We start from the raw sequence: 26,156 nt of genomic DNA, 5'->3' as shown, positions 1-26,156 counted from the left end.
CCCCTTAAGCTGCAACTTGTGAAGTGGCGAGCGCTTCTTTGCCTTTCTTCATTGTCATGAAAATGTTGTAGATAAAAAACAGCATCCCTATCACAAAAATAATTCCAGCAACTGTTCTCATTTCCCAGTATGGATAATTTCTTACTAGAGTTTCCATGAATGTGTATTTCAATGTGCCATCAGGATTTGTCATTTTCCACATTGAACCTTGCTGAATACCTGTAATCCACATTGTGATGGAAAACATGAGTTGACCAATTAAAACTAGCCAGAAGTGAATATTTGCTATTTTTTCACTATAGATTTTAGTTTTGTAGATATGTGGAATGATGTAGTAGACTGATGCACAAATTGTCATAGTAACCCAGCCCATTGTTCCCATATGAACGTGACCTGGCACCCAGTCTGTGTAATGAATCAGTGAGCTTATAACTCTTATTCCCTGAGAAGGCCCCTGAATTGTTTGGAGTCCATAAAATGTTATGCCTGCAATGAAAAATTTTGTAAGATAATTTTTTCTCATTACAGACCAATCAGCTTCAACGGTAAAATAACCGTTTATAACAGATCCCCATGAAGGAGCTATTAAGAAGAGGGTAAATGCAATACCTAAGGTTTGCAGCCAATCTGGCAGCGGTGTATAAACAAGATGGTGTGCACCAGTCCAAAGATATGCAAAAATTAATGACCAGAAAGAAATTATTGACAATCTATGGCTGTAAATGGGCAATTTTGTTGATTTGGGCAGAAAATAGTAAAACATCGCAAGTATAGGTGTGGTGAAAAGAAAACCAACAGCGTTGTGCCCGAACCACCATTCAACATTTGCACTATTTACACCAGCAAAAAGGTGATAAGACTTGGTTAGACTGGCAGGAATTGAAAGGTTATTTACAATATATAAAATTGCTACTGTAATGACTGTCGCGATAATGTACCATAGTGAAATATACATTTGTTCTTCTTTTCTTTTTATGATTGTGCCAAAGATGTTAATTGCAAAGATGACCCATAGAATTACTATTGCAATATCAATAGGCCATTCAAACTCTGCATACTCGAGCGACTGAGTCATTCCAGCAAAAAGAGTGATAGCAGCAACAGCAATGCCTATGTTAAACAGATAAAGGTGAAATCTCGCTAGTTTAGGAAAAACTAAAGGTCTTTTAGTTAGCCTGATGACGAGATAATAAAATATACCAAACTCAGCACCTATTCCCAAACCGTAAGCAAGAATGTTGGTGTGGACTGTTCTTAGGCGGCCAAAGGTAAAGTATGGAGCAATGTTCCAGTCAGGATTCCACATCTGAATGGATATCCATAACCCTATTACCAAGCCAACAACACCCCAGAAGATTGCGGAGATTATGAAACCTTTGACAGTTTCATAATCATACTGATATTCGTTCATATCGACCCCCTTAAATATTTATCTGTTATTTAATTTGATTATATTTAACTGGTCGTCATCAAAGATGAAGTCTTTTATCTTAGCACTTTTTAGGTTATGGATTATGTTATCTTGTATAGTTTTGAAAAATGTGGTTATGTTACAAATTGGATTTAGTTTGCAGATTTCTGGTTTGTCTACACAGATGTTGAAACTGCTATTTAAACCTATACATGTTAATATTTCATAGATGCTTAGTTCGGAAATATCTTTTATAAGGGTAACTCCTCCATTTTTCCCTGTAAGTGTTTCAACAATATTGCACTTATTTAGTTTATGAATGATTTTTATGACAATGGGTTTGGTAAGGTATAGCTTTTCACATATTTCACTGATTTTTGTTTTCCCCTTCTTGCCTGCAAGATATGCAACAATCCTTATAGCGTAATCTGCTTCTCTTGATATAAAACCAGACATTGTTTACCTCTCTAGTAAACAATTATAATAATGAAATATTTTTGTCAATATCATTTTAGTTGAATTTCAAAGATGGGTTGTAAATATTTTTGCACCTATCTGCGTGCTAGGATAATTTTACTCTTGTGTAAATGAATAAAAAAATTTATTTTAAGCTCATGCATATTTTGTTTTCTTTATTGTTAGAAATGTCATTTTTTGCTGTTATTGCTTATGTTTATAGCAAAACTCCAGCTTTTAAACCCTTAATTACTAAAAAGCAGAGTTTGAGTGATAAGCTTTTTATTTATTTGTTTTTTTCTACAATTACGATTTTGGGCACATATCTTGGTGTACCTATTAAGGATGCTATTGCGAATACCAGAGCGATAGGTGCTATAATGGCTGGACTTTTAGGGGGACCTTTGCTTGGAGGATTGGTTGGATTTACTGGAGGATTACATAGATATTTTATAGGAGGATTTACTGCATTTTCTTGTGGTGTATCTACAACAACTGAGGGCATTATTGGCGGTTTGATGAATTACTATTTAACTAAAAAGGGCAGGTCAGACTTAATATTTTCCTATAAAGTTGCTTTTGCTGTGACATTTGTTGGTGAAACTATACAGATGATAATAATTCTTTTATTATCAAAACCTTTTAGCGAAGCTTTAGATTTAGTAAAAATAATTGCTATTCCAATGATATTTGCAAATTCCTTTGGTTCTGCACTATTTATAAGTATCTTGAAAGACCAAAAAAACATGCTTGATGAATATGGTTCAATATTTTCAAAAAAAGCCTTGAATGTTGCCGAAAAAACGTTGAATATTTTATCTAAAGGATTCAATAAAGAAACTGTAAGTAATTTAGCTAAAGTTATATTAGAAGAAACAGGCGTTGGAGCGGTTGCGATTACTGATAAAAAAAGGGTGCTTACTTTTGAAGGGTTAGGTTCTGACCATCACTTGCCAGGTGAATATATATCTTCAAAAAGGACTATTGAAGCAATTGAGCAAAAAAAAGTCATTTTTATTGATGGTGTGAAATTGAAATACAAATGCAGTATAAAAGAAAATTGTCCTTTAGGTTCTGTCCTTATTGTACCGTTAATCCTAGAAAATGAAGTGATTGGGACTATTAAACTTTACGAACCAAAATCAAGAACATTTTTGAATATAAATAAATCGTTTGGTGAAGGTATCGGAAATCTATTATCTACACAGCTTTTAATATCAAAATATGAGGAACAGAAAAACTTACTTGTAAAATCAGAGCTTAAACTTTTACAGGCTCAAATAAATCCTCATTTTTTGTTTAATGCGTTGAATACTATCATTTCAGTTGTAAGAACAAAACCAGAGTGTGCAAAGGACCTTTTAATACATCTTTCGAACTATTTCAGAAAAAATCTTAAAAGGAATAGTGATTTGTCTTTATTAGCAGATGAAATAGAGCACGTTAAATCTTATCTGTTTATTGAAGAGGCTCGCTTTAGTGACAGATTGAAAGTATTTTGGAATATAGATGAATCTCTCATGGATTTAAAAATACCAACCTTTACATTGCAACCTATTGTAGAAAATGCGATAAAACATGGCATCTCAAAAATGGTTAATCGTGGAATTTTAAGCATTTCTGCCTATAAAGATGACTCTAAATGCATTATTGAAATAAAGGATAACGCTGGGGCTTACAATCTTTTTAAAAATAAAAATGGATTGGGTATGAAGATTGTTGATAAACGAATAAAAAACCTTTGTGGATCAGAATATGGTGTTTTTGTTGAGTGTATAGATGGTGAGATGACAAAAGTGAAGATAGTACTACCGGAAAAGGGGTGCTTGTGAAACTAAAGGCAGTTATAATTGATGATGAACATTATGCAAGACAAGAGTTGAAGTTTTTACTTGATGAATTTGAGGAAATCGAGGTAATTGCTGAATGTTCAAATGCTTTTGAGGGTATCAAAATTATAAATAAGTTTAAGCCTGATATCATTTTTTTGGACGTTCAGATGCCTGGAATAGATGGTTTTGATATGTTAAAACTGATTGATGATGAAAAAATTCCTTATGTTGTTTTTGTCTCTGCTTATGACGAGTATGCCATTAAGGCGTTTGAAGAGGATGCTCTTGATTATGTGTTAAAACCGGTTGAAAAAGAGAGATTAAGTAAGACGATTGAAAAAATTCGTGGAGCTTTGATTCAAGGTAGCAAACCTCATTATAATATGGGAAAACTTTCAAAAATTCCTTGCAGTATAAAAAACGTTATAAAACTTGTTGATGTGGATGAGATCCAGTATGTAAAATCTGATATTACAGGTGTGCATATTGTTACAGAAGAGAGAGAGTATTTTACTGATTTAACGTTGAAGACAATAGAACAAAAAACTGATCTGTTCAGATGTCATAAGCAATATCTTATAAATCTTGATAAAATTGATGAAATACTTCTTCAAGAAAATGGTTCTGCTATAATTATCACTCACAACAAATTCCGTGTTTCTGTAAGCAGAAGATATTTTAAGGTATTGAAAGAAGTGTTAGGTATTTAGTTAATTCCGCTTATTTTCATTTTCTTACCTTTCATAAAAAAATAGTGCCTCTTAAACAAGTGTCAATTTAAACAGCTAAAAAATTTTTTTATTTTGTTGATTAAGAATGTTGGGAGGTGACAATATGTTAATATTTTTTGCATGTGTAGCGCTGTTAATTGGCGGATATTTCATTTATGGTAAGATAGTTGACAGGATTTTTGGCTCAGATCCAAACCGTATCACTCCAGCCAAAGAATTGAATGACGGTGTTGATTTTGTGGAGATGTCTCCGAAAAAAATATTCTTAATTCAGTTACTGAATATTGCTGGTTTGGGGCCAATATTTGGTCCTATATTGGGAGCATTGTATGGGCCTATTGCCCTGATATGGATCGTTATCGGTACAATTTTTGCTGGTGCGGTTCATGATTATTTTTCAGGTATGCTTTCCATCAGGTATAAAGGGGCAAGTATTCCGGATATTGTTGGGGAAAATCTTGGTTTTGGATTTAAGCAGTTTATGAGAGTCTTTTCTGTAGTTTTATTGCTGCTTGTTGGAATAGTTTTTGTACTTGGACCAGCAAAACTTCTTGCTAATCTTTCAGGAGCAAATACAGCTTTGTGGGTAGCTGTTATTTTTGCGTATTATTTTATTGCTACAATCCTTCCAATTGATAAAATTATTGGTAAGGTTTATCCTCTTTTTGGCGCGATATTACTTTTTATGGCTGTGGGCTTGATTACAGCATTGATGGTGAAGGGGTATCATTTCTACCCAGAGGTTTCTCTGACAAATTTGCACCCTAAACATTTACCTCTCTGGCCTTTGATGTTTATAACAATTGCTTGTGGTGCTATTAGTGGTTTTCATTCAACACAATCTCCTATGATGGCAAGATGCTTACCAAATGAAAAGTATGGTCGAATGGTGTTTTATGGAGCAATGGTTGGTGAAGGTTTAATTGCTTTGATTTGGGCGACGCTGGGTATGTCTTTTTACAATAATCCAGAGGCGTTGAACGCTGTTCTTGCGAAAGGGGGGCCTGCGCTGGTAGTTAAAGATATATCTACTACTTTGCTTGGCGCAGTAGGAGGATTGTTTGCAATTCTTGGTGTTGTTGTACTCCCTATCACCTCTGGTGATACAGCATTTCGTAGTGCAAGGCTCATAATTGCAGAATTTCTTAAAATTTCTCAAAAAGAAGGTGTTAAAAGATTATTAATTGCAGTTCCTCTTTTTATTGTAGGTTTCATAATTTCAAAGTCCAATTTTGGAGTTATATGGAGATACTTTGGCTGGGCAAATCAAACACTTGCAACGGTGACACTCTGGGCTGCTGCAGCATATCTCATTAAAGAGGGCAAATTGCACTGGATAGCAACAATACCTGCAACATTTATGACAGCTGTTGTTACAACTTACCTTGCTTATGCTAAGATTGGTTTTGGATTAAATCTGAACACTTCTACAATAATCGGTATTGTTGTGGCGATATTGTCTTTTATCACATTTATGATGAAATTTAGATTTCCTAAAATTGTTGAAGCGGAAAATGTAAGTTAAAAAGGAAGGGGCAGCACATTGCCTTTTCCTTAATTATGTTTTTTTCAAAAAATGAACATTTTATTGATGAAGAATTTTTCAGATCTTGCTTATCCACGAATTGGAATAAAAACTTTATTGGGGATATTTTGCTGACATTTATTGATTTTGTTAAATAGAGATGAAGGGACTAGGTTTTTAGTATGTAAATATTCTGTTATGGAAAAATTTATAGATCAGGATAAGTTTTCAGTAAAAAAGGAAAGTTGCTGATTATCTTTACCCACGTTTACAAAGAGTGAAAATAATAAAAATTAACAAAGGAATTTAAAGTACCTAAAGGTGGGATTTTGAATTAATTTTAACAGGGGATTTAATTTCAGAGAGTTGTTAAGATGACTATTATAAGCCTCTTTTATTGTATTACTTTGGATGAAACGCAAGGAGTATAGTATAGGAATTCTAAAATAATATTATAAATGTATTTAATTGAAGGTAGATTGTTAATTTCTTTTTTTAAGAGCAGCAAAAAAGATTATTGATAAATTCAATAAATATGTTTAAAAAATATAATAATGTTGTAAATTTATGTTATAATAAAAAAATATGGAAATAATATTTGTAATTTTATAAACTCCATAAAAAGGTAACGTTTATGAGAATAATTGATTTACTCACGGAAAATCAGATTGAAAAAGCAAGAAAATTTCTAAATGGTTTTGGACTGTCTTTTGAAGATACATATGATGAGATTATTGGGGTATATGTAGGAGAAAAGTTAATAGGAACTGGAGCTTACCACAAAAATGTTTTGAAAATGGTAGCTGTTGATAAGGATTATCAAAATCAGGATGTATTGGGCCTTATTTTAACCGAGCTAATTGATAGATGTTACAGGGCAGGATATGAGCATTTATTTCTATTTACTCTTCCTTCAAATATAGAAAGTTTTACCGCATTGAATTTTAAACTGCTCATCACCACATCTAAAGCTGCTCTGTTAGAATATGGAAATGATATAAATACATTTTTAAACAGATATAAAGATTATGTGCATGAAGGTGAAAATGGAGGGGTTGTTGTAAACTGTAATCCTTTCACCAAAGGACACAGATATTTAATTGAGAGAGCATCAAAAGAGGTTGATTGGTTATATGTCTTTGTTGTGAGAGAGGACAGGTCAACTTTCTCCTTTGAAGACAGATATAAGCTGGTGAAAAAAGGTGTGGAAGATTTAAAAAATGTTGTTGTTTTAAATACAGGGCCTTATGCTGTCAGTAGTGTTACATTCCCATCCTATTTTTTGCATGACAAAAAAGATACTATGATTTCTCAGATAGAAGTTGATCTAAAAATATTCTGTAAATACTTTGCTCCATTTTTTTATATTCGAAAAAGGTTTGTTGGGACAGAACCGTATTGTAACATTACTAACACATATAATGAGATGATGAAGAAGATACTACCTTCATACGGTATTGAGCTTGTTGAGATCGAAAGGCTTAAAAATGGTGAGGGGTTTGTTAGTGCATCAAAAGTGAGAAAATTCTTGGCAGAAAACAGAATAGAAGAAATAAAGAATTTGGTCCCAGATGTTACTTATAACTATTTGTTGGATTTGAAAGAAAAAGAAAAGTTATGTTCGATAAATATAAAGGGGAGACACTGATGGAGATCAAAAGAAAGGCAAAAGCAGGTACCATGCAGTCATCAGACTTGATGGTATTTGTAGAACCATTTCATGAGTTAAAAATAGAAATAGAATCCACCGTGAAAAAACAATTTGAGGATTTGATTAGAGAAAGGGTAATGGATGTGCTGAAAAGACTAAATGTTGAAAAGGGGTATTTCAAAATTTCTGATAGGGGAGCGTTGGATTATAGTATAGAAGCAAGGGTTGAAACTGCTGTGAGAAGAGGAGCGGAGTAGATTATGGAAGGAATGTGGTATAAAGAGTGTAGCCAGGGCAGAAGATTTATTATCAAAATCTCTCCTAAAGAGAGTATTGTTAAGAAGTTGATAGAGTTTGCTACAGAGGTAAAAATTAAAAATGCTGTGGTAGTTTCTGCCGTTGGTTCAGTAAAAGATGTTGTATTCAGAGGGATAAAGACAGGTGCAAAGCTTCCAATTACCGAGCCTAGGATGCACATTCATAGAGTTGAGGGTCCCTTGGAACTGCTTGGATTAGAAGGCAATATCTTTCCCACAGAGGACGATAAAGTTGATTGTCATTTACATATTTTGGTTGCCAAATCATCTGGCGAGGTTTTGGGTGGGCATTTGTTTGATGCAGAGGTGTTCGCTACTTGTGAAGTGGTTGTTACAGAGATTCTTGCTAGTGGAGTTGAAAGATATAGATCTAAAAGTGGCGGTGTAAAAACTATTTTTATTGAGGAGTAAAATGGCAAAAAATTTTAAGCTTATAAGATCCTTACTTTATGTTCCTGGTAATATGCCCTCAATGCTGCAAAATATCCCGATATTTGACTGTGATGGCGTGATTATAGATTTAGAGGACGCAGTTCCAATAAATGAAAAGGATGCTGCACGTATTTTGGTAAAAAGCTTTTTAAAGATATTTCATGATAGAAAACAATTAATTTTCATTAGAATTAATCCAATTGATAGTAAATGGTGGTATGAAGATTTGAAGGCAGTGTTACCAGAGAAACCTGATGGTATCAGGCTTCCAAAAGCAGATACTCCTGAGATTGTAGAAAGATTGGATACAGTTTTGACAGAGTTTGAGGAAGAGCTTGGATTTGAAATTGGTCATTTCAAAATAATCCCCTCAATAGAGAGTGCTTTGGGTGTTATTAATTCTATAAAAATAGCTCGTTCATCAAAACGTGTAATCGCCTTAGCTTTTGGTGCGGAAGACTATACAGCAAGTATGGAAATTGAGAGAACCAAGAGCGGTGAGGAATTGTTTCATGCAAGAACAAGGGTAGTATGGGCGGCAAAAGCTGCAGGGATCCAGGCAATTGATACGATTTTTGCTGATGTAAGTGATATGGATGGGCTTAGGAAAGAAACTGAGCTTATTAAAAAGTTGGGATTTACGGGTAAATCTCTGGTTAATCCCAGACAAATAGATGTTGTACATGATGTATTTGCTCCTAGCAAAGAAGAAATTGAATATGCTTTACAGGTTGTTGAAGCTATTGAGAGAGCAAGGGAGATGGGTACAGGTGTTGTATCGTTGAATGGTAAAATGGTTGATGCTCCTGTAGTAAGAAGAGCGGTAAGAGTATTAAAGACTGCCTATTCTTTAGGTTTGATTGATGAAGACATTGATGAAGAGGTAATCTATGGTGAAGAATAGTTTGGGCAGGATTATACCTGAAAGTTTTAATGGAAAAAAACTTATCCCTTATAAAGATCCATATAGTCTTATGCCGAAAGGGAAAAGAGCGGAAAAATCTCTAAAAAGAGTAGGCCCTGGACACAAAAAGCTGCTAAAAAGTCTTAAAGATGCAATTTTAGCTGCTGGTTTGAAGGATGGAATGACTATTTCAACTCATCACCATTTGAGAAATGGGGATTACCTGCTGAATATGATTATAAAAGAGATTGATGAGTTGGGTATTAGAGGGATAAAAATTGCTTCCAGTTCCATTCATCCCGTTCATGCTGCTCTCATACCATATATAGAAAAAGGGGTTATTGCCGGTTTTGAATGTGGAGTGAATGGCCCTATAGGTGAGCTTGTATCAAAAGGAGAATTGAAGTGCCCTGTTACTGTTAGAACACATGGAGGCAGAGCAAGGTCTGTAATTGAAGGAGACGTTGAGATAGATGTAGCTTTTATTGCTGCACCTACCTGTGATGAGTATGGTAATATAAATGGTTATTTTGGTCCTTCGGCGTGTGGTAGCCTTGGATATGCACATACCGATGCTATGTATGCAAAAACTGTGATTGCTGTTACTGACAATTTAGTAGAATATCCAGTTTCACCGATAAGCATTCCGCAGACATTGATAGATTATGTTGTAACTGTGGATAAATTGGGTGATCCAGAAAAAATTGTTTCAACCACAACAAGGATAACTAAGGATCCTGTAGGATTGATAATTGCAAAATATGCAGCAGAGGTAATTGAGGCATCGGGGCTGCTTAAGAATGGATTTTCTTTTCAAACAGGTAGTGGTGGGATCTCTCTTGCAGTAGCAGAAAATGTTAAAAATAAAATGATTGAGAAGAAGATAAAGGGAAGTTTTGGATGTGGTGGTATTACGGGATATTTTGTAGAGATGTTGGAAGCTGGGTTGTTTAATGTTCTTTTTGACGTTCAGTGTTTTGATTTAAAGGCTGTTCAGTCTATTGGGAAAAATATGAATCATATAGAAATAAGCGCAGATATGTATGCAAATCCTTTTAATTGTGGTGCTGTTGTAAATAAGTTGGATGCTGTTATATTGGGTGCCACCGAAGTTGATGTCAATTTCAATGTTAACGTAAACACTGAATCAAACGGTTATCTTCTTCACAATACAGGTGGACACAGCGATACTGCAGCTGGAGCAAAACTTGCAATTATCGTGGCTCCATCAATAAGGGGAAGACTTCCTATAATAAGAGATGAAGTTACTACAATCACTACTCCTGGAGAAACTGTAGATGTTATTGTGACGGAAAGGGGAATTGCTGTTAATGATAAACATGAAGATTTGAAGAAGGAGTTGATAAAGAGAAAGCTTCCTGTAAAGGACATAAGCGAGTTGCAAAAGGAAATTTATGCGATAACTGGCAGGCCAAAGCCTCTGGATTTTGAAGATGAAGTAGTAGCATTGATTGAATACAGGGATGGATCTATCATCGATGTCGTTAGAAAAGTTAAGGAATGATTTATTATTGGATAGAGAAAAGCGTGAGGAAAAGATATGTGAATTGTTGCAAAGAGTTAAAATACCTGTGGTCTTTTTTTCTTTGAATATCCCTGGGGAAAATAAAGCATTACCTGGGACAAAAGAACTTGCTTCTTTTGGTATAAAACTTATATGCACCAAGGTAAAAGATGTTCAGCTTATCGAGGATGGAGTGGATACTCTGGGCCATTATGCTCTTTTTATCGTGAATGGAGATGTTTGCCATATAAAGAGGAAGATGGTTGAAATAGAAGAGATGTTCGATTTTTGCAGGCTTTTTGACATTGATGTCTATGATGTTTCTGCAAGGCAGATTAAACGGAAAGATTTGGGACTTTCAGAGAGAAAATGCTTAATTTGTGATAAACTGGCTTACGAATGCATCACTGAAAGAAAACACAGAGAGGATGAACTTGTCAAACGTGTTTTTGAAATCATCGAAAACTTCTTATCTAAAAAAAGTAGCTTACTTTCTTAGAATAGGTGCATTGGTAGAGCTGTTTCTTACGCCAAAGCCCGGTCTTGTAGATTTAATTGATTCTGGTTCTCATAGAGATCTTGATTTTGACAAGATGTATAGATCTATTTTAATTATGAAAGATTATCATGATGAGCTAATTACGGGGCTTTGCGATGGCTTTAGTTTTGCAGATTTGCAACAGATTGGGATAAAAGCAGAAACAAGAATGTATGATATGTTTGGAACAAACACTCATAAGGGCTATATTTTTTTGAGTGGTTTATTGTTATGCAGTTTATATCTTTCTGATGATAGTCAGGATAATATAAGGTTAAAGATAATAGAGTTGTCTAAAGAGCATTTTTCAGATGATAAAAAGTTTACTAACACTTTTGGTGGTATTGCTAATGAATGTCTGAAAGGACTGCCTTCTGTATTTGAAGAAGGACTGCCGGCTTTGTCTTTTTACTACAGTTTTTCGAAAGATATTAAAACCTCTCTTTTTTATTTGTTAGCGAGGTTGATGCAGACTGTGGAAGATACAACTGCTATTCGCAGATGTGGTATAGAAGGCTTAAAAAGATTGAAAAGAGATGGTTTTGAAATTGAACGATCGATTTTATTGGGGGAAAATTATAAAAATTTGCTTATAAGCATAAATAGGGAATATCAAAAATTGAATCTTACCATGGGGGGAGTAGCTGATATTTTGGGAATATGTGTGGGATTTTTTTACGCTAAAAAGACTGGCATCACATTACTTTTTTAGTGTTTAATTTGCAATATTGCGACAAGATTATTTATTCTGGTGTAACTTCAATATAAAATTTATATATTATGACAGTAAGTTATGAGTTTTTTTGAGTTTTTCTATGAAAAAGCAGTAAAAATAGAATTTAATATTTAAATATAAAGACAGCGGTCAAAGTTTTTTACTCTTTTCGAAAGGGCGACGCGAATTAACAAATATCACTTAGGTTCCAGAGAATAAAAAATTTATCATTCAGCAGTTATTACTGATTAATTCGTTTCTGCTGAAAAAGTATATCTTATTAATAATTAAAAAATACTTTATTTATAGCATTTGTAATGGTGTAACTTAAAGGGGGTTAGCACCCCCTTTAGAACCCCCGAAAATGCTGAGTTTACAAAAAATTATATAAAATATAAAATTTTATTAATTGTGGGATAAAAACTAGCAAAATCATAAAAAAATATTATTTTTAAATTAGTTCTCACTGAAAAAGTGAGAACTAATTTATATTTTATAAAATTGATAGATAGAGATATTTGATTTTTTCCTAACTTCTTTTTAATACTTGTGTATTGATATATGAGTGTTTTGTGCTAAAATATCAGAAGAGGTGAATTTTGAATTTTATTAGGACCTTTCGTAATATTAATAGATTAAAAGAGATTCTTTTTGTAATAGCTAGCCACGGTTTTGGTAAATATCTAGATGATATTTATTTGTCATCTTTGATTGGTTTTGGGAAAAAAATCATAACGTTTGGAAGATATAAGAGAACGTCTGCATTACCTGTAGAAGTTCGTATCAGAGAAATGCTTGAAACTCTTGGACCTACTTTTATAAAACTTGGGCAGATGTTAAGCACAAGGGATGATTTAATCCCAGCTAAACTTGCTCAGGAACTTTCAAAATTACAGGATTCAGTTCTTTCTATCCCTTTTGAAAAAATAAATGAAAAGTTAAAGAGAATATACAAAGAACCATCTAAATATTTTGATTATATTGAAGAAACTCCTTTAGCAGCTGCTTCCATTGCTCAGGTGCACAGAGCACGTTTGAAGAATGGTCAAGATGTTGTCTTAAAAATAAAAAGGGAGGGGATAAAAGAACAGGTTGAAACCGATTTTGCAATTGCATTGTGGATTGCAAAGACTGCAGAGAGATATATCGAAGAAGCAGCGGAATTGAGAATAAGTGAGTATCTGGAAGAGTTTTACAACCAATTGCAGAAAGAGTTGGATTTTGAAATTGAAATTGCATATATGAAAAGATTTAAAGAATTCTTCAAAGATAATTCAAAAATTGTGATTCCTGAAGTCTTTGAAGATATAAGTAATGATGATGTCATTGTAATGAGTTATCATTCTGGTATCCCTATTGATGAAATAGAAAGATTAAAAAAGGCTGGTTTTGATACTAAAGAAATTGCTGAAGTTGGTGTAGATTTTTATATGCAGCAGGTTTTTGATTTACATCTTTTTCATGGAGATCCTCATCCAGGGAATTTTGTGATAGATGAGAAAGGACGAATTGTTGTCTTTGATTTTGGTATTGTAGGGAAGATAGATAGAGAGTTATTAATACATTTGAGTCATTTATTTAAGTGTTTAATAGAGTTTGATATTGAAGCACTTGTTGATGAATTTGTAAATTTTGGAATTATTAATGAAGATCAAGATATTAGAAAGATAAAAAGTGAACTTACCGATTTATTGCTTCCTGTTTATGGTAAAGAACTTGAAAGAGTAAATATGAAGAAAAGTATTGAAAGGATATTTGTAATTGGGAAAAAATTTAAGTTTTATTTTCCTAAAGATTATTTTTTAATTATGAAGACTTTTATGTTTTTAGAAGCTACTGGTAGAAAATTGTATCCTGATTTTAACATGATTGAATATGCAAAGGAGTATGCATATAAAGTGATCAAACATGAACTTTCGTTTGACATTTTATTAAATGATTTTAAAAGACTTATTGCTGATTACAAATATGTAATTGAAAATTTTCCTAAAAACTATAAGAGGTTGGTAAAAAAAATTGAAAATGCTGAATTAGGAGTAAATGTTATAATCAAGGAGCTTGATGAGTATATCAAGCATCATGATAGAGCATCAAACAGGTTAGGTTTTAGTATAATGATTGCTTTTACAGTTTTTTCAAGTACTATAATGTTGATAGAAAATTTTGGACCAAAAATTTATGGTATTTCAGCTTTTGGTATTGCAGGTCTTTTTGCTTCCATGATGATGGGGATATTGTTAGCAATTGGTTATTTTAAATCAGGAAGGTTGTAAATGTCATCTCGAATAATATTTCTCGGTGGTGCAGGCGAAATTGGTATGAATATGTATCTTTATGAAAGTGACAATAGTGCAATAATTGTAGATTGTGGTGTGAAATTTGCAGATAGTAGTTATCCAGGTATTGATATGATTATTCCTGATTGGGGATATATTGATAAAATCAAAGATAAGCTTTGCGGAATAATACTAACTCATGGTCATGAGGATCATATAGGGGGATTGAGCTATTTTCTTAAAGAATATGAATTGCCTATTTATGGAGGGGAGTTAACGTTAAGGCTTGTTGAACACAAATTAAAAGAGAGAAAGATTAAAGTAAAAGATACGGTTGTACATGATGGTGATATTTATAATTTTGGTGATTTTAAAGTTGAATTTGTAGGAGTAACACACTCTATTCAGGATACTTTTGGACTTTATATTGAAAATGAAGATTTTAAAGCATTGCATATTTCTGATTATAAAATGGATCAAGCTCCTGTAAATGGGAAACCTTTTGATGTTCATAGATTTATGGAGATTGGGAAAAGAGGAATTACTGTATTATTATCAGATTCTACGAATATTATTAATGATGGGATTACACCATCAGAATCTTCTGTCTTCAATGATTTGTTAGATGTTTTTCTTCAAGCAAAGGGGCGTGTTTTTTTTACTACTTTTTCTTCAAATATTGATAGAATTAAGCAGGTTATAGAAATTTGCCAGCAAATTGGTAGAAGAGTGGTGGTTGATGGTACTTCAGTGATTAAAAGTGTAAAAATTGGCAGGGAATTAGGCTTGTTAAATTTTTCCAATGAGTTGATGGTTAGTTTAACAGAGGCTAACAAAATAGACGATGATAAAATTTGCTATATAATTTCAGGTTGTCAGGGTGAGGTAAATTCGACTCTTTACAAAATAGCTGCAAATGAAAGAAAAAGTTTAAAAGCAAAAGAAGGAGATCTTTTTATTATTTCAGCAAGGGTTATTCCGGGAAATGAACTGAATTTAAACAACACAATAAATAAGCTTTATTATTATGGCGCAAAAGTGGTGGATATAGAAGAGAAGAAAATACATGTGTCTGGACATGCATCTAAAGAGGAAGCAAAATTGTTATTAAATTTTATAAGACCAAAGTATTTGATACCGATACATGGTGAATTTAGGCACATGAAAACTCACATTGAGCTGTTGGAAGAAGTGCATTATGATATTCAAACTGAAGGTATTTTTGTAGAAGATGGTGATGTTATAATTTTTGAGGATGAGAAACTGTTTGGCAAAGGCAAAATAGAAGTTGGTAGAAGATATATTGATGGAAGAGGTGATTTTATTTTAAGTGAGGAAGATTTAAAGATAAAGAAGCATCTTTCAAGGGATGGGATTGTGCTTGTACAGGAAATTAATGGAGACTTTAATTTTGAAATTATCGGTTTTAAGCTTGAGAGAAGAGATATTATAATGTTGTATAATTTTTTGGTAGATAATCTGATTGATATGGATATTCCTCGAGAGGAGCTTGTAGAGAAAATTGTAAAACGATTCTTTAAAAGAAGATTCGATAAAAGACCTATTGTAAAATATTTGATATAAAGGAGTGAAAAGTGAATATTAGTGATGCAGTACTTCTCGGATTTATTCAGGGAGTGACTGAATTTTTACCAGTAAGTTCAAGTGGTCATCTGGTGATTGCTCAAAGCTTAATGAAGAATTTTAATCAACCTGGTATTCTTTATGATATTTTGCTACATTTTGCTACTTTGCTTTCTATACTTGTTTATTTCCGAAAAAGAATAGGAAAAATTATTATTGCCTTTTTAGGGCTTTTTATGAGGAAATATAGAGTGGCATATTATGAGAATAAAAGGTTTTTATGGGGAATTATCATTGCTTCAATACCCACAGCAATTATCGGTTTATTTTTGGATAAGTATGCGGAGGTTTTATTTTCAAAGATAGTTTATGTTGGGTATGCTTTAATAATAACATCAATAATTCTTTATTTATCAGATAAAAGTAAGGGGCATCTTGAGATTGATGGAGCTAAGGCTTTCATTATTGGAATAGTTCAAGGTTTAGCAGTTGTACCAGGGATTTCGCGTTCGGGATCCACTATTGCTACTGCTCTTTTTTTAGGAGTGAAAAGAGCAGAAGCTGCAGAGTTTTCGTTTTTAATGTCTATCCCAGCTATTTTTGGTGCTACATTGCTGCAATTAAGGGATGTGAATATAGTGAGTTTGAATAATTTAAATGCATATCTATTTGGTATGGCTACGGCATTTATTAGTGGTTTGATAGCACTCTCCATGGTTATTAACTTTGTGAAAAGAGCTAATTTAAAGATATTTGCGATATACTGTTTAATTGTGGGGATAGTTGCAGTAGTATGGCTTTAGATGAAAAAAAAAGAAAGATATTAAAGCTCTTAATAGCAGTATTTATTTTTATTTTTGTTGCAATATCACTGTTTACATATTCAGAGAGTGATCCGTCATTTAGCAATTTGGTTTTTACAGATTTGAGTCTAAAGGTCAACAATGGATTTGGTAAAATTGGTGCGTATTTTGCTGATTTAATGGGTACAATTTTTGGTTGGGGTGCACTTGTATTTGTGATAGCATCTATTTTTGTTGTCAGGGATATTTGGAGAAATGAAAGTTGGTTTAAACTGTTTTCAAGATTTGTCTCGCTTTTTGCTCTATCTGTATTTTTAGCTTTTTTTAGTGGTATTGTAGGGGAACATGATATTTTCTTCAAAGGAAAGTTTGCAGGGGGGGTTTTAGGTATTTTTTCTCATTATTATATCGAAAGTTTTTTTGGTAAAATAGGCGGCATTATTTTGACCTTTTTTGGGATTATTGTTTCTTTGTTTTTTGCTTTAAATGATATAGCGCTTAAGGGATTTGATTTTAGTTTTATAAAAAAGATTAGTTTTAAAAGAGAAAATAAAAATGTAGTTTCTAAAAGGAAAAAAAATAAAAGTGAAAAGAAAAAAGAAGACGTGAAAGATGAGCAAGCAAATGAAGTTATGGAAATTGATAAAATAATTGTAGAAGATGACATAAAAATATCTCCGATGTCAGATGTAAAAGAAGCCAAAAAAATGAGATATACTGTGCCCATAGATTTGCTTGATGATTATAATGGTAAAGTTTTTACAGTATCTGAAAACGAGCTGAAAAGGAATGCTGCAGTTTTAGAGGAAAAACTAAGATACTTTGGTGTTGAGGGAAAGGTCAAAGATATCCAACCTGGTCCTGTAGTAACATTGTATGAATTTGAGCCTGCTCCTGGAATAAAAATCAGTAAAATTGCGAATCTTGAAGATGACCTTGCTCTTGCAATGAGTGCGGTAAGTGTGAGGATAATTGCTCCCATTCCTGGGAAATCGGTTGTAGGAATTGAATTACCTAATGATAAAAGAGCGACTGTATATTTGAAAGAGTTGTTAGCTTCTGAGCAATTTGTTAAGAGCAACTCTCCTCTTACTATTGTCCTTGGAAAAGATATTTCTGGTAAACCATACATTACCGATTTGACAAAAATGCCGCACTTACTTATTGCAGGTACTACTGGTAGCGGTAAAAGTGTATCGATAAACGGGATTATTTGTTCAATTTTATATAAATCCTCCTATGAGGAAGTAAAGTTTGTGATGATTGATCCAAAGATGGTGGAGCTAAGCGTTTATGACGGAATTCCTCATCTTGCAGCACCCGTTGTAGTTAATCCGAGAAAAGCAGCGAATGTTTTGAAAAATGTTGTGGAAGAAATGGAACAAAGGTATGCTCTTCTTGCTGAAAAAAAGGTAAGAAATATAAATTCTTACAACAAAATAGCTGAAAAGGAAGGATTTGAGAAGCTACCATTTCTCGTGGTAGTTGTAGATGAGTTTGCCGATTTGATGATTGTTGCGGGTAAAGAGGTGGAGCAGGCTATTATTAGAATTGCCCAAATGGCAAGGGCTGTGGGGATTCATCTTGTTCTTGCCACACAAAGACCGTCTGTTAATGTTATTACCGGAATTATCAAAGCGAATATGCCTGCAAGACTTTCTTTTAGGGTTTCATCAAAGACAGATTCAAGAACAATTCTTGACCAAAATGGTGCGGAAGTTTTACTTGGAAAGGGTGATAGTCTTTTTATACCACCAGGTAGTAGTGAGCCGATTAGGATTCACGGATGTTTTGTAAGTGAAAGTGAAGTTAATAGGGTGGTTAGTTATTTAAAAGGGGTCGCAGAACCTGTCTACAATATGGAACTTGTAAGGGATGAGAGTGAGGACACTAACGGAGTAGATGAGAGTGAACTTGACGATAAGTACTATGAAGCTTTAGAGCTTGTAAAAGAGAAAGGCTTTGCGTCCATTTCTATGATTCAACGTTATTTAAGGATAGGTTATAATAGAGCTGCGAGAATCGTGGAAATTATGGAGAGACAAGGGATTATAGCTCCAAGTGACGGGACATCAAAACCAAGAGAAGTTTTAATAAAAGAATGAGAGGTAAGAGATGGCTGATTTGAAGACATTTTATCTTGGGTATGAATTGAAAAACCCAATTATATTAGCAAGTTGTTCTTTAACAAAGAATGTTGATAATATTTGTCAAGCTGAAAGTGCTGGTGTTTCTGCAGTAGTTTTGAAGTCTTTATTTGAAGAAGAGATTAAATCTGAAATGGGTGCAGTTTCAAATGATTTTCACCCAGAAGCTTATGAATATGAATATTCTTCAGCAGGGCTTATGTATGGAGCCTCAAAGTATCTTGATTTGATAAAAGAAGCTAAAAAACGTGTAAAGATTCCGGTTTTTGCAAGTGTCAATTGTATTGATTCTGAAATATGGATTGATTATGCAAAGTCTATTGAAGATGCTGGTGCTGATGGTTTAGAGCTTAATATTTCTTATATTTCTTTCAATATAAATGATGATCCAAGAGAGGTAGAAAAAAGATACTTAAACATCGTGGAAAACGTTAAGACGAGTTTGAACATTCCGGTAGCAGTAAAAATTGGATGGTATTTTACTTCAATACCATATATGGTGAAAAGTTTAAAGGATGCTGGTGCTGATGGTATAGTGATGTTTAACAGGTATTATCAATTATCGTATGATATTGAGAAAGAGAAATTTATGCTAGTAAATTATTTCAGCAGTGATACTGAAACTTATCAGGTACTTAGATGGGTAGGGATTGTTCATAAACAGGTTGATATTGACATTGCTGCGACAGGGGGGATTCATAATGCAAAACAAATATTGGAACATATTTTTATGGGTGCATCTGTGGTAGAGCTTGCATCGGTCTTTTATAAGAATGGTATTAAATATGCAGAGAATTTATTAACAGAGCTTAATGAAATTATGGACGACTTAAATATGGCTTCAATTAAAGATATTAAAGGTAAGGGTATTGATACTATTGAAGAGTTTAAAAGTCTTGAAAGAGTTCAGTATATGAAGATTCTAGGTGGTGAAGAGTGAATTAAGAATGATGAATTTTAAATGTTGAATTGTGAATAATGAAGGAGAGTAGGAATAACTGGCGTCACCCCATTTTTTTGACACAGAACAAGAAGATGTTATTAATTTCAATAAATTACGCGAAAAAAGCCAGAGATAAAATATCTTCCTCATTCTCGTGGCACATCCAGTGCCACTGCGAGGTAAATCCCTCTAAAACCGCCGTCTATGGCTCATTTTTGGGGATTTAAACCCGGAAGATATTTTAACTCTAGCATATATAAACGAGATTTTGTAAAAAATGGGGTGACGCCAGGGTTAGGAATAAAGGAAATAGGAAGTTCAAGGTTCAATGTTCTAGGTTAGGTGGCAAGTTGAGAGGGAGGAGAAATTATTGTGTGAGAGTAGAGTGGGATGGATTTGTTAGAATGTGAGGTGTAATGGGTTCTATTGAGAGTTTGTTGAATGTTGATTACTTAATAACTTTTTTTTTAGTAATTATAAGGATAAGTGGTATTTTGTTTACTGCACCTGTATTTGGTAGTGGTGTAGTAGATTTACGTTTACGCCTCTTTTTTTCTATTATAATTGGATTGCTAATTGTTAGTAATGTTCCGATACTTTCTTTTCAAAATGTCTCAACTGTGTTGTTTATTTTAATTGTTTTAAAAGAGTTATTGATAGGGGTTGCAACAGGATTGCTTGCAAGATTTATCTTTACGGGAGTTCAGTTTGGAGGGCAGCTTATAGGGTTTCAAATGGGGTTTGGTGTAGTAAATATTCTTGACCCTCAAACAAATACACAAGTTTCCATCATTGCTCAGTTTCAGAATATCATTATGATTTTGATTTTTTTAGCAATTGGAGGGCACAGACTGATTATAAAAGCAGTTGCTTATTCTTTTAATACTGTTCCATTAGGATTGTTTGTATTTGATAGTAAAAGTTACTTTTTTCTCGTAAGTGAGTTTGGTTCTATATTTTTAACAGCCATTAAGATTATTGCTCCTGTATTTGTGACTCTTTTGCTGTTACATGTGGTTATGGGTATAATGGCTCGTCTTGTACCACAGATGAATATATTGATTGTGGGGTTTCCTGTTCAGATAGCCTTTGGGTTAGTTGTTCTTTTGTTAAGCCTAACATATTTCTATACAGTCTTTGAGAAAATATTATATCAATACTTTAAAAGTATTGATCAACTTTTTAGAATGCTGGGTGGCTGATGCCGGAAAGAAGTGATGCTGAAAGAACTGAAGAGGCTACGCCGCGAAGAAGGCAAAAGGCCATTGAGGAAGGTAATGTTCCTAAAAGTAGAGAACTATCTACGGCAGTAACTTTTTTGGTGAGTGTTCTTTTTTTGTATTTTTACACACCAGTTTTTATAGAAAATTTTGAAAAGTTTCTTAATCATGTTTTGAATTTTTCGAGGCCTGGTATTGATAAAGAGATTGCTATACAGGTATTTGATTTTAGCATTCAGTTTATACTGAGAGTTCTTGCACCATTTTTTGCACTGATGCTTGTGGTGGGGGTTTTGGTTAATATTGCACAATTTGGATTTATTATATCACCTAAAGCATTGGAGCCAAAATGGGATAGGCTAAATCCGGTAAACGGTTTTTCAAACCTGTTTTCGAAAAGAAGTTTTGCAGAGCTTCTAAAATCTTTATTTAAGATTTTTGTAGTGGGGATAGTGGCATTTTACATCATAAAAGGGAGGATGGTTACTATCCTCAATCTTGCTGATACGGATCCTTTTTCCAGTATGGCTTTTTTAGGTAAGTTGATTTTTGAGTTGTGTTTTAAAATAGGTTTGTTGATTTTAATAATGGCTATTTTAGATTTTTTCTATCAAAAGTGGCAGTATGAGCAGGATTTAAAAATGACAAAACAGGAAGTAAAAGAGGAATTTAAGCAAATGGAAGGGGATCCTTTAATCAGACAGAGGATTCGTAATATGCAGCGTGAAATGGCTAGAAAAAGGATGATGGAAGAGGTACCAAAGGCTGATGTTGTAATTACCAATCCTATTCATTATGCTGTTGCATTAAAGTATGAAACGGGGAAGGATAAAGCCCCAAAGGTAGTGGCAAAGGGGCAACGGCTTATTGCTCAACGAATTAAAGAGATTGCCAAAAACCATGGTGTGTTTATTCATGAGGATCCACCTCTTGCAAGGTCCCTTTATTCTCAGGTGGATATAGGTGATGAAATTCCTGAAAATCTTTATAAAGCTGTTGCTGAAATACTTGCCTTTGTATATAAAATGAAAAATAAGAAAATTTCCAATCAGTAGGTGTGTAATTAAATGGCTGAAAATATGATTATGAAATATTTTAAACAATCAGAGATGCTTATAGCTCTTGCTATTGTAGGCATTTTGATTGTTATGATTTTACCAATGCCTGCACTTCTTTTAGATTTTTTTCTAACACTGAGTATTACATTGGCAGTGATAATATTACTTGTTTCGGTTTACATAAAAGAGCCTCTTGAGTTTTCTACGTTCCCTTCCGTATTACTAATTGTAACACTTTTTAGGCTTTCGCTAAATGTAGCCACAACAAGAAGAATCTTACTCCATGGTAGTGAAGGGGAAGAGGCTGCTGGAGCTGTGATTAAAGCTTTTGGTCAATTTGTTGTTGGTGGCAACTTTGTAGTGGGTTTTATAATATTTTTAATTCTTGTAATTATAAATTTTGTAGTTATTACAAAGGGTTCTGGAAGGGTTGCAGAAGTTGCTGCCAGATTTACTCTTGATGCAATGCCAGGTAAGCAAATGAGCATTGATGCTGATTTGAATGCAGGCTTGATTGATGAGCAGACTGCTAGAAAGCGTAGGGAAGAGATACAGAGACAGGCTGACTTTTACGGAGCTATGGATGGTGCCAGCAAGTTTGTGCGGGGAGATGCGGTTGCTGGATTAATTATCACTGCAATTAATATTGTAGGTGGTCTTATTATTGGTGTGGCTCAGCATGGTATGACGATAAGTGATGCAGCAAAAAGATTTACCATTTTGACAGTTGGGGATGGGCTTGTGAGTCAGATTCCAGCGCTGATAGTTTCCACTGCTGCTGGTATTGTGGTGACAAGAGCAGGAGGAGAAGCTGATTTAGGGAGACAGTTGATAAGTCAGTTGTTTCAAAGTTCAAAAATTTTATTTGTTGCGGGTGGAATACTTTTCTTCTTTGCAATAATTCCTGGGATGCCTAAGGTCTCTTTTATATTACTTGCTATTCTTCTTTTTGGTATGGGTTATATGATGAGGAATGTAAAGGAGGGTGTTTCTGCTGAGGCTGAAGAGAAAGAAGAGGAAGAAGCTGAAGAAACGCCAGAAGAAGAGATGGTTAAAGAGCTTCTTGATATTGATTTGATGGAGCTTGAGATAGGTTTTAATCTGATTCCTCTTGTTGATACAAATAGAGGTGGGACTCTTTTAAACAGGATTAAATCGATACGCAGGCAAATTGCAATGGAAATGGGATTTATTGTTCCGCCAATTAGAATTAGAGATAATTTACAGATTGATCCAAATTCGTATTTGGTTTTTATAAAAGGGGTAAAGGTAGCATCTGGTACAGTATATCCAGATAAATACTTGGTTATGAACCCCGAAGGAGATCTTGAAAATATTGATGGTATACCTACAAAAGAACCAGCTTTTAATCTAGATGCGAAATGGGTGGATGAGATTGAGAAGGAGAAAGCTGAGCTTGAGGGGATGACGGTAGTAGATCCATCTACGGTAATATCTACCCATTTAACAGAGATAATTAAGACATATGCCTATGAATTGCTTGGAAGACAGGAAACTCAGGAGTTGATTGATAGGTTAAAAGAAAAGTATCCTAAGCTTGTTGAGGATTTGATACCTAATATTTTAGATATTGGTCTGGTTCAAAGGGTTTTACAGAATTTATTAAAAGAGAGAGTTTCTATTAGAAATTTGCCTACTATTTTGGAGACACTTGCATCTTATGGGACACAAAACAAAGATATTGAGTATCTTACGGAGAAGGTTAGAACTGCGTTGAAAAGGCAAATTACAGAAAGTCTTTTAGCGCCGGATGGTAGGCTGTATGTTTTTACCTTAGCACCTCAAATTGAGCAGATGATCGCTCAGAATATTCAGCAGGGAGATGATGGAAGGGAAGTGGTGATGGAGCCAACTACTGCACAGAAACTGTTACAACAGCTTATAAATAAAACAAAAGAGATAACTGAACAAGGATTTAATCCTGTTTTGGTAATATCACCACCTATAAGGTTTCCTTTTAGAAGATTTGTGGAAAAATTTGTACCAAATCTTTATGTTATTTCTCATAATGAGATTTCTGAGAATGTTCAAATTGAGTCATTGGGAACAGTGGAGATTAAGTGATGAAGATAAAAAAATATGAAGTTTATGATATGCGAGAAGCTATCGAATTAATAAAAAAAGATTTAGGGCCTGATGCAGTTATTTTATCCACCAAAAAGATTGTTAAAAATGGAAGTTTTGGCCTCTTTTCAAGGCCAATAATTGAGGTGACTGCTGCTATTGATTATGAACCAGAGGTTAAAAGTAAAAAAGAGAAACTAACTGATAATACTGTAGAAAGTAAAAAAACTGATATTGATATTGAAGAGCTCATAAATAGACTTGGACTTGATAAGTTTGAAGTAGTTTTAAAAGAAATAAGTGAAATTAAAAGACAACTAGCAGAGATGAAAAATCAGAGTAAAACAGAATTTAGTGGCATTGACCTGCCTGAAAGATTAGGTTCTTTTTACAGTGTTATGGTAAAAAATGGTGTTGATGATATTATTGCATATAAATTTTTGAAAAAAATAGAGAAAAGAATATCTGCAGATTTTAGTAAGGCTCAGATAAAAAAAATTGTCGTACAATTATTGGGAGATCTTATTCCTGTTGAAAAAGATTATTTTACATCACTTAAGCAAAAGATTGTAGCAATGGTGGGGCCAACAGGTGTTGGCAAAACAACTACTATTGCAAAGATTGCTGCAAATTTGAGCCTTAAATTCCAAAAAAAAGTTGCACTGATTACCATTGATACTTTCAGGATTGGTGCTGTAGAGCAACTCAGAACATATGCAGAAATTGTCAATATACCATTAAAGGTTGCATCAACGCCTGAAGAATTAAAGTCTCATATTGCTGAGCTTAAAGATTTTGAATACATCTTTGTGGACTCTATGGGGAGAAGTCAATATGATGATGCACAAATCAAAGAATTAGCTACTTTTTTAGATGCAAGCCCATTAATTACAACGGTTTTAGTGTTATCTATGAGTTCAAATCATGCTGAGATGTATGACACCTTTGACAGATATAAAATGTTGCATCCAGAATATTTAATATTTACAAAACTTGATGAAACCAGGCATTTTGGACCATTGATTAATGTTCCTATTATTAAAAAGGTACCGCTGTTACTGCTTTCCACAGGGCAAAATGTACCTGAAGATTTAGAGATACCAGATGGCAGGAAGATTGCTATAAAGTTGTTAAACGAAATTCAGAGGATGTGGAGAGAGTAGTGACTGATCAGGCAGGCCTTTTAAGAAAAATGGCTTGGGCTAAGAATAGAAAGTCTATTTATATATCTGTTTCAAGTGGCAAGGGTGGTGTAGGAAAAACAAATTTTGCGGTAAATCTTGCCTATCAGCTTGTAAGGAGAGGGAAAAAAGTTCTTCTCTTTGATGCTGACTTGGGACTTGCTAATGTGGATGTAATTTTAAATATTGCACCAATGAAAACAGTTAAGGATTTTATTTTGAATAATGCAAAAGTGGATGAGATAATAATAAAGAATGTAAAAGGGATTGACGTATTTCCTGCTTCAAGTGGTTTTATGGAGTTGGCACACTTTGAAATGGAAACTTTTGAAAAGATTTTGGATATGTTTGTGATGCTTGATAAAAGCTATGATTATATAATTTTTGATACAGCTGCTGGAATTGCTGAGAATGTTCTCAGGTTTGTTCTTTTTTCTGATCTTTTTATAGTTATAACACTTCCAGAACCCACAGCAATAACTGATGCTTATGCATTGATTAAGGTTGTCCATAATAAAAATAAAGCTATTACTCCATATTTTGTTATAAATATGGTCAAAGGGAAAGATCAAGCTGAAACGGTTTATGAGAATTTAAAAAAGGTTATTATAAATTTTTTAAAAAAAGATGTTAAATTATTAGGATTTATAAGAAGGGATGAAAAACTTGTAAAAGCAGTAACAAAGCAAAAAATTCTGTCAGAAGTTTTTCCGATGAGCGAATATGCCAAAGATTTGAACAAGATTGCTGATAATGTTTTGATATTTAATGATAAAAACAGAAGTATCAATATGGAAGAATTCTTTGTTATGAGAGGCTGAT

22 protein-coding genes are annotated in these 26,156 nt (G+C 33.6%); 20 read left to right on the top strand and 2 right to left on the bottom strand.

What is annotated here, in order from left to right:
• Positions 1-4: 4 nt before the first annotated feature.
• Positions 5-1,411, bottom strand: coding sequence for a cbb3-type cytochrome c oxidase subunit I (locus FHQ18_RS11270; RefSeq protein ID WP_149267279.1), 1,407 nt, complete (start codon positions 1,409-1,411; stop codon positions 5-7).
• Positions 1,412-1,429: 18 nt separating this feature from the next.
• Positions 1,430-1,867: an RrF2 family transcriptional regulator gene (locus FHQ18_RS11265; protein WP_149267278.1), complete on the bottom strand. Its 438-nt coding sequence runs from the start codon at positions 1,865-1,867 to the stop codon at positions 1,430-1,432.
• 158 nt (positions 1,868-2,025) lie between these two features.
• Here FHQ18_RS11265 and FHQ18_RS11260 point away from each other — a divergent pair, with 158 nt between their 5' ends.
• From FHQ18_RS11260 to FHQ18_RS11165, 20 genes are all read left to right on the top strand, one after another.
• Positions 2,026-3,699 carry a sensor histidine kinase gene (locus FHQ18_RS11260; RefSeq protein WP_149267386.1) on the top strand — a complete coding sequence of 558 codons (1,674 nt, stop codon included), beginning with the start codon at positions 2,026-2,028 and terminating at the stop codon, positions 3,697-3,699.
• Positions 3,696-4,409 carry a two-component system response regulator BtsR gene (gene btsR / locus FHQ18_RS11255; protein WP_149267277.1) on the top strand — a complete coding sequence of 238 codons (714 nt, stop codon included), beginning with the start codon at positions 3,696-3,698 and terminating at the stop codon, positions 4,407-4,409. The genes FHQ18_RS11260 and btsR overlap by 4 nt, the downstream gene beginning before the upstream one ends.
• A gap of 124 nt (positions 4,410-4,533) precedes the next feature.
• Complete coding sequence (locus FHQ18_RS11250) at positions 4,534-5,955, top strand: carbon starvation CstA family protein (RefSeq protein ID WP_149267276.1); 1,422 nt, start codon at positions 4,534-4,536, stop codon at positions 5,953-5,955.
• Positions 5,956-6,589: 634 nt separating this feature from the next.
• Positions 6,590-7,603 carry a [citrate (pro-3S)-lyase] ligase gene (gene citC, locus FHQ18_RS11245; protein WP_149267275.1) on the top strand — a complete coding sequence of 338 codons (1,014 nt, stop codon included), beginning with the start codon at positions 6,590-6,592 and terminating at the stop codon, positions 7,601-7,603.
• The gene (gene citD / locus FHQ18_RS11240; protein ID WP_149267274.1) at positions 7,603-7,863 is read left to right on the top strand and encodes a citrate lyase acyl carrier protein; all 261 of its coding nucleotides are present in this window, start codon (positions 7,603-7,605) and stop codon (positions 7,861-7,863) included. The genes citC and citD overlap by 1 nt, the downstream gene beginning before the upstream one ends.
• Positions 7,864-7,866: 3 nt before the next feature.
• Positions 7,867-8,334, top strand: coding sequence for a PPC domain-containing DNA-binding protein (locus FHQ18_RS11235; RefSeq protein ID WP_149267273.1), 468 nt, complete (start codon positions 7,867-7,869; stop codon positions 8,332-8,334).
• A gap of 1 nt (position 8,335) precedes the next feature.
• Positions 8,336-9,259, top strand: coding sequence for an HpcH/HpaI aldolase/citrate lyase family protein (locus FHQ18_RS11230; protein WP_149267272.1), 924 nt, complete (start codon positions 8,336-8,338; stop codon positions 9,257-9,259).
• Complete coding sequence (citF, locus tag FHQ18_RS11225; RefSeq protein WP_149267271.1) at positions 9,246-10,784, top strand: citrate lyase subunit alpha; 1,539 nt, start codon at positions 9,246-9,248, stop codon at positions 10,782-10,784. The genes FHQ18_RS11230 and citF overlap by 14 nt, the downstream gene beginning before the upstream one ends.
• Positions 10,759-11,283, top strand: coding sequence for a citrate lyase holo-[acyl-carrier protein] synthase (gene citX / locus FHQ18_RS11220; RefSeq protein WP_188020403.1), 525 nt, complete (start codon positions 10,759-10,761; stop codon positions 11,281-11,283). Before citF ends, citX begins: the two co-directional genes overlap by 26 nt.
• Positions 11,228-12,034: a triphosphoribosyl-dephospho-CoA synthase gene (locus tag FHQ18_RS11215; RefSeq protein ID WP_246798768.1), complete on the top strand. Its 807-nt coding sequence runs from the start codon at positions 11,228-11,230 to the stop codon at positions 12,032-12,034. Before citX ends, FHQ18_RS11215 begins: the two co-directional genes overlap by 56 nt.
• A 602-nt stretch (positions 12,035-12,636) precedes the next feature.
• The gene (locus FHQ18_RS11210; RefSeq protein ID WP_149267268.1) at positions 12,637-14,310 is read left to right on the top strand and encodes an ABC1 kinase family protein; all 1,674 of its coding nucleotides are present in this window, start codon (positions 12,637-12,639) and stop codon (positions 14,308-14,310) included.
• Complete coding sequence (locus FHQ18_RS11205; RefSeq protein ID WP_149267267.1) at positions 14,311-15,897, top strand: ribonuclease J; 1,587 nt, start codon at positions 14,311-14,313, stop codon at positions 15,895-15,897. It abuts the gene before it with no gap.
• An 11-nt stretch (positions 15,898-15,908) separates the two neighbouring features.
• Positions 15,909-16,700, top strand: coding sequence for an undecaprenyl-diphosphate phosphatase (locus FHQ18_RS11200; protein ID WP_149267266.1), 792 nt, complete (start codon positions 15,909-15,911; stop codon positions 16,698-16,700).
• Positions 16,691-18,805 carry a DNA translocase FtsK gene (locus FHQ18_RS11195; protein ID WP_149267265.1) on the top strand — a complete coding sequence of 705 codons (2,115 nt, stop codon included), beginning with the start codon at positions 16,691-16,693 and terminating at the stop codon, positions 18,803-18,805. The genes FHQ18_RS11200 and FHQ18_RS11195 overlap by 10 nt, the downstream gene beginning before the upstream one ends.
• Positions 18,806-18,815: 10 nt before the next feature.
• Positions 18,816-19,787, top strand: a complete 972-nt coding sequence (locus FHQ18_RS11190; protein ID WP_149267264.1) for a dihydroorotate dehydrogenase-like protein — start codon at positions 18,816-18,818, stop codon at positions 19,785-19,787.
• Between the two features lie 419 nt (positions 19,788-20,206).
• Entirely contained in the window at positions 20,207-20,992 is a 786-nt protein-coding gene (gene fliR / locus FHQ18_RS11185) for a flagellar biosynthetic protein FliR (protein WP_149267263.1), read from the top strand.
• Complete coding sequence (flhB, locus tag FHQ18_RS11180; protein ID WP_149267262.1) at positions 20,992-22,065, top strand: flagellar biosynthesis protein FlhB; 1,074 nt, start codon at positions 20,992-20,994, stop codon at positions 22,063-22,065. Before fliR ends, flhB begins: the two co-directional genes overlap by 1 nt.
• Before the next feature lie 12 nt (positions 22,066-22,077).
• On the top strand, positions 22,078-24,153 hold the full coding sequence (gene flhA / locus FHQ18_RS11175; protein ID WP_149267261.1) for a flagellar biosynthesis protein FlhA: 2,076 nt from the start codon (positions 22,078-22,080) through the stop codon (positions 24,151-24,153).
• A complete protein-coding gene (gene flhF, locus FHQ18_RS11170) occupies positions 24,153-25,316 on the top strand; it encodes a flagellar biosynthesis GTPase FlhF (RefSeq protein WP_149267260.1) in 1,164 nt (387 codons plus the stop codon). The genes flhA and flhF overlap by 1 nt, the downstream gene beginning before the upstream one ends.
• Positions 25,304-26,155: a MinD/ParA family protein gene (locus FHQ18_RS11165; protein WP_149267259.1), complete on the top strand. Its 852-nt coding sequence runs from the start codon at positions 25,304-25,306 to the stop codon at positions 26,153-26,155. Before flhF ends, FHQ18_RS11165 begins: the two co-directional genes overlap by 13 nt.
• Position 26,156: the final 1 nt, after the last annotated feature.

Origin of the sequence: Deferribacter autotrophicus (assembly GCF_008362905.1) — a bacterium.
GTDB lineage: Bacteria > Chrysiogenota > Deferribacteres > Deferribacterales > Deferribacteraceae > Deferribacter > Deferribacter autotrophicus.
The sequence above is the reverse complement of the archived record's forward strand: the minus strand, read 5'-3'. Positions and strand labels throughout refer to the sequence as shown.

Bases quoted from the DNA above. Each gene is read 5' to 3' on its own strand.
- fliR (WP_149267263.1), top strand. From the start codon at position 20,207: ATGGGTTCTATTGAGAGTTTGTTGAATGTTGATTACTTAATAACTTTT.
- citX (WP_188020403.1), top strand. From the start codon at position 10,759: ATGTCGTTAGAAAAGTTAAGGAATGATTTATTATTGGATAGAGAAAAG.
- FHQ18_RS11205 (WP_149267267.1), top strand. From the start codon at position 14,311: ATGTCATCTCGAATAATATTTCTCGGTGGTGCAGGCGAAATTGGTATG.
- citD (WP_149267274.1), top strand. From the start codon at position 7,603: ATGGAGATCAAAAGAAAGGCAAAAGCAGGTACCATGCAGTCATCAGAC.
- FHQ18_RS11230 (WP_149267272.1), top strand. From the start codon at position 8,336: ATGGCAAAAAATTTTAAGCTTATAAGATCCTTACTTTATGTTCCTGGT.
- FHQ18_RS11265 (WP_149267278.1), bottom strand. From the start codon at position 1,867: ATGTCTGGTTTTATATCAAGAGAAGCAGATTACGCTATAAGGATTGTT.
- citC (WP_149267275.1), top strand. From the start codon at position 6,590: ATGAGAATAATTGATTTACTCACGGAAAATCAGATTGAAAAAGCAAGA.
- citF (WP_149267271.1), top strand. From the start codon at position 9,246: ATGGTGAAGAATAGTTTGGGCAGGATTATACCTGAAAGTTTTAATGGA.
- FHQ18_RS11235 (WP_149267273.1), top strand. From the start codon at position 7,867: ATGGAAGGAATGTGGTATAAAGAGTGTAGCCAGGGCAGAAGATTTATT.
- flhF (WP_149267260.1), top strand. From the start codon at position 24,153: ATGAAGATAAAAAAATATGAAGTTTATGATATGCGAGAAGCTATCGAA.
- FHQ18_RS11190 (WP_149267264.1), top strand. From the start codon at position 18,816: ATGGCTGATTTGAAGACATTTTATCTTGGGTATGAATTGAAAAACCCA.
- FHQ18_RS11250 (WP_149267276.1), top strand. From the start codon at position 4,534: ATGTTAATATTTTTTGCATGTGTAGCGCTGTTAATTGGCGGATATTTC.
- FHQ18_RS11260 (WP_149267386.1), top strand. From the start codon at position 2,026: ATGCATATTTTGTTTTCTTTATTGTTAGAAATGTCATTTTTTGCTGTT.
- FHQ18_RS11195 (WP_149267265.1), top strand. From the start codon at position 16,691: ATGGCTTTAGATGAAAAAAAAAGAAAGATATTAAAGCTCTTAATAGCA.
- flhB (WP_149267262.1), top strand. From the start codon at position 20,992: ATGCCGGAAAGAAGTGATGCTGAAAGAACTGAAGAGGCTACGCCGCGA.
- flhA (WP_149267261.1), top strand. From the start codon at position 22,078: ATGGCTGAAAATATGATTATGAAATATTTTAAACAATCAGAGATGCTT.
- FHQ18_RS11270 (WP_149267279.1), bottom strand. From the start codon at position 1,411: ATGAACGAATATCAGTATGATTATGAAACTGTCAAAGGTTTCATAATC.